The organism is Epilithonimonas hominis (genome assembly GCF_003730015.1).
Taxonomy (GTDB): domain Bacteria; phylum Bacteroidota; class Bacteroidia; order Flavobacteriales; family Weeksellaceae; genus Epilithonimonas; species Epilithonimonas hominis.
Genome location: NZ_RJTU01000056.1, coordinates 1 through 4115, shown reverse-complemented (window position 1 = coordinate 4115; position 4115 = coordinate 1). Strand labels below are relative to the sequence as shown.

Sequence of the window (4115 nt, the reverse complement as noted above, 5' to 3'; positions counted from 1 at the left end):
TCGCTTATTTTTTTCTACTGTTACGCAGTTGGATATTAGAATACTAAAATACTATTTTTTTTCTATTGCGGAATTTGGGTTTAACTGCAAAATTAGATGATAACCTTACCGGTGATGGACTTAATGATTAATCACGTAATCTGTCTGAGATTATGTAAACGGTTGTGATATACTATTAATTTAAAACAGCAACAAAACTATTCCAAATATGTCGCAAATTTATCCTATATTTGCGACATATTTTTTTTCAAAACACAATGCAAACTACTGATGATAAGATACTTGCCAAAATAAAAAAAGCCAAGAGGGGTTCGCTTTTTTTCATTGATGATTTTATTGCTTTTGGAAATTCTAAAACGGTGGCAAAAGCATTGGAGCGGCTTGAAAAAAATGGAGAAATATCAAGAGTTGCAAGAGGTATTTATGCCATTTTAGAACAGGATTCCATCATTGGGGAATTGCAGCCTTCAGCAGAAAAAATTGCTGAAGCCATCAGAAAAAGAGATAAAGCCCGAATTATGCCTACAGGAAGTTTGGCACTTAATGCACTTGGTCTTTCAACACAAGTTCCAACCAATTTAGTTTACCTCACAGACGGTTCCGCCCGCACAGTTGATTTAGGAAAAAGAAAAATCAGGTTCAAAAAAACTGCACCGAAAAATCTATCTGCAATCGGAAATATAAGTGGTTTGGTCATTCAGGCACTTAAAGAAATAGGGCGCGATAATGTGACTGATACTGAAATTCAAATCATTCTCAGCCATCTAAATAATGAAGAACCACAACGTTTACAACATGATATTCGCCTTGCACCAGAATGGATTAGAGTAATTATGCGTAAAGCAATAATCGAAAAAAAATGAAGAATAAATTTCTTTCACTTCCTGAAAATACAAGGATCAATATCTTCACACAAACCGCCGAAAAAGTAGGAATGACAGCTTTTGCTGTGGAAAAAGATTGGTGGGTAGCGCAAACTTTGATTTCCATCTTTCAATTAGATGTCGGTGAACATTTGGTTTTCAAAGGTGGAACATCCTTAAGTAAATCTTGGAATTTGATTCAAAGATTTTCTGAAGATATTGATTTAGCCATAGAACGCGAATTCTTGGGTTTTGAAGGAGATCTTTCCAAAAACAAAAAGACTAACTTAAGAAAAGCATCAGGAAAGTACATTTCAGAACATTTTCTGCCGGAGTTGGAACAAAAGTTTAAAGAAAACGGACTTGAAAATGTGAGATTTGAACTAGTGAATGCGGAAGATTCTGATCAGTATCCAAGAATTATCAATATATTTTATCCAAGTGTAATCTCTACAGTCGGCTATTTAGAACCAAAAGTTCAGGTGGAAATTGGCTGTCGTTCATTGATTGAACCTTTTACTTTGAAAGACGTTGCACCATTAATCAACTTTGCATTTCCGAAACAGGATTTTGTTGAAAACCCATCTAAAATACCGTCGGTAAATCCACAAAGGACTTTTTTAGAAAAGTTATTCTTACTACATGAAGAATTTCAGAAACCTTTCGAAAAAATAAGGGTAAACAGATTAAGCAGACATTTATACGATGTTTATATCTTATCAAGAGATGAAAATATTTTAAAAGCAATTGAAGACAGAGAACTATATGAAACAATTGTAAAGCACAGATTAGAGTTTACAAAAATTTCAGGAGTTGATTACACTTTGCACAATCCGAAAACCATTAACCCTATTCCTCCCGAAACAGTTATTAATAAATGGCAAGAAGACTACGAAAAGATGAGTGAAGAAATGATTTATGGCGAAAATAAACCCTCTTTTTCAGAAATTATAGTATCGTTACAAAAACTTAAAAAACAAATTAATAACCTTGATTGGAAGATAATTTAAAATCACCGCTCTGCCACAGCAAGTAACATAATAGAAATTATACGCACACGCCATCGCTTCGGGGATTGCTTCCACTGCGTTACAGCAACTGCCAACAAGGTGTCCCTATAATTTGAGATTATGTTAAATGCTTTCCTTGCAACGGGCAAAGCCCTTTTGCGCCACCGCCTCCCAGCCGCTCGTACAGTTATAATTTACACGGTCAGTTCCCCAATCGAAAAGGGAAGGACTGTCACCCTGAGCCTGTCGAAGGGCCCACCAACCCTGCGAAGGATGCAGAAAAATGGTGCAGAGAGTTTCGGGATTTGCCAAGTTCCTCCCGCCACTGTATTGCTTTTTTTCAGCGGAAAAGTTTAGTGGCAATACAGTCGCTTCCGTCACCCCGCACAGCAGTATTCCGGGCGCAAAGAAAATACTTTCGCAGCCGCCATATTCTCAGCACACACCAAAAACACTTGAGTTTCATAGGCAAAGGTTTTCAGTGTGTTTTTGGCGCGTGCTGATAATTCCCAAGCAAAGCATTTTCTTTCCGCCCTCCATACCGCTGTTTTTCCCACCACTGTTACAGGCAGTCCTTCAGTTGAAAATTATCGCAAGTTGACCTTTTCGTAAAGCACCATTTTTCTGCGAAGTGTTTACCCCATTTTGCCACAGCTTTCCCAAGTTCCTCCAGTCTATAGCCGGCATTCACTTTTCGGATTCTGAACAACCGTTTTTCTCTGCCGTCTATACACTTCCGTCACCGCGCACAGCAGTATGCCGCCAGTCCAAGTAATCCTGTCGCCATACCGCTGTCTTTTCCATCGCTTTCCCTCGCTTTGAGTGCAGTTGTCACAAGCAATTATCCCCATCAATCAAAGTTTTGAAATTTCCTTCTTAGAAAGTTCGGGATAAGAAAAAATAAAAAAAAAAGAAAGTAAAGTTCTGAAGTCAGGAAAATGCGCTGACAATATCAAGCCCCAAGGGGTTTTTTGCAAAAAAGATAGCCGTGAAAAATAGTACGTCCATCTTTTTTGCAAAAAAATATTGCATCGCATTTTCCTTCCACGAGGGTGGAGCACTTTCTTTTTTTCTTTTTTTTCTTTTAGAAATATTTCAGCGGAGCAAAATTTTTTAAACCCAAATTATGCTTACACACAAAGTACGCACTTACTCAGTGCACAGTCCAGCTCCGAAAACCGCGCTTTACATCCTTTCAAGAGGAAGAAACGCAGGAAAACCAATGTTTGAACCCTGCCCGAATTGTCACATCATCTATGTAAATAGTGATGAAGAACGCGAAGTCTATTATTGGACCTTTTATGCCCTTTGGAAGCACGGCTTTTTTCATCCGCACCTTTGCGGAAGCGTCATTGAAATGCTTCGCCTTTGCGACCTGAAAACCCTGATGCGGAACTTCATTCAGCCTGCCTTTCAAAAGTCCTGCAAAACCCCGGAAATGGTCAATAAAATTAAAGCCACTTATGAATTGGAACAGAATCTTTTAGCGCAATCGATGAAAGTTTCTGAGCTCCGCGATGTTCTTGTTCGAAAATACTATTTCAGCATCTAAACACTTAAATTTTTTATATTATGAAAACAAATTTTGTTAGCCTTCGTTCTGTTACAGTCGTTGACGATGAAGTAACTTTAACCGGAACCATTGTTCTACACAATGACCAAATTAATTTTTGCGAAACCGTTGAAATGTTCTGCACTTATCAGGATTTAAAAACTTTGCTTATCAATGAAAGCACCATTTTTTCCAAAGTATTCTTGCGAATCATCCAGGAAGAATGTGATGTGTATGATCTGACAAAAAAAAAATTCCATTTGTTGGAAATACTACCCAATGAATGGGAACTTCAAAAGCAACTTTCAGTTTGTTGTTTAGATAAGCTTGATGATGTGTATCAGTTTGCCATCAAAGTTTAAAGTTTTTTGTTCATTTTAGAAATTCCCTTCGGGGAATTTCTTTTTTTACTTCCTGCGAAAACACACATTTCAAAAAAAAATCGTTCCTGACTGCTCTTTCGTCGCTTCGCGTCCTCATTCCGCAGTTACAATCTCACACCACCCAGGACTAAAGCCCTGTTTTTTCAAAGCTGACCACACTTTGAAAGTGTTCTTCCGTTCCGGTTTTGCACTTCGAGACTGCACCTTCTGACATTAATGGTTAGATTTTATAATGAAAAACAATGTTAAAATTCCTTCAGATCTCTCCTAGAATTATTGGATCAATCTCAAAAGTTGGGGAGAAAAA

4 protein-coding genes are annotated in these 4115 nt (G+C 37.7%); all 4 read left to right on the top strand.

All coding sequences use genetic code 11. From position 1 onward, the window contains the following. Positions 1–257: 257 nt before the first annotated feature. The 4 genes from EGH73_RS08305 (at position 258) to EGH73_RS08280 (ending at position 3787) form a co-directional block, all read left to right on the top strand. Positions 258–863 (top strand): DUF6088 family protein, encoded by a 606-nt coding sequence (locus EGH73_RS08305; protein ID WP_123281443.1) that lies wholly within the window; start codon positions 258–260, stop codon positions 861–863. Continuing rightward, on the top strand, positions 860–1873 hold the full coding sequence (locus EGH73_RS08300; RefSeq protein ID WP_123281442.1) for a nucleotidyl transferase AbiEii/AbiGii toxin family protein: 1014 nt from the start codon (positions 860–862) through the stop codon (positions 1871–1873). Before EGH73_RS08305 ends, EGH73_RS08300 begins: the two co-directional genes overlap by 4 nt. Positions 1874–2999: 1126 nt before the next feature. Further along, a complete protein-coding gene (locus EGH73_RS08285; RefSeq protein WP_089770492.1) occupies positions 3000–3425 on the top strand; it encodes a DUF6943 family protein in 426 nt (141 codons plus the stop codon). 20 nt (positions 3426–3445) lie between these two features. Beyond that, entirely contained in the window at positions 3446–3787 is a 342-nt protein-coding gene (locus EGH73_RS08280; RefSeq protein WP_089770493.1) for a hypothetical protein, read from the top strand. Positions 3788–4115: the final 328 nt, after the last annotated feature.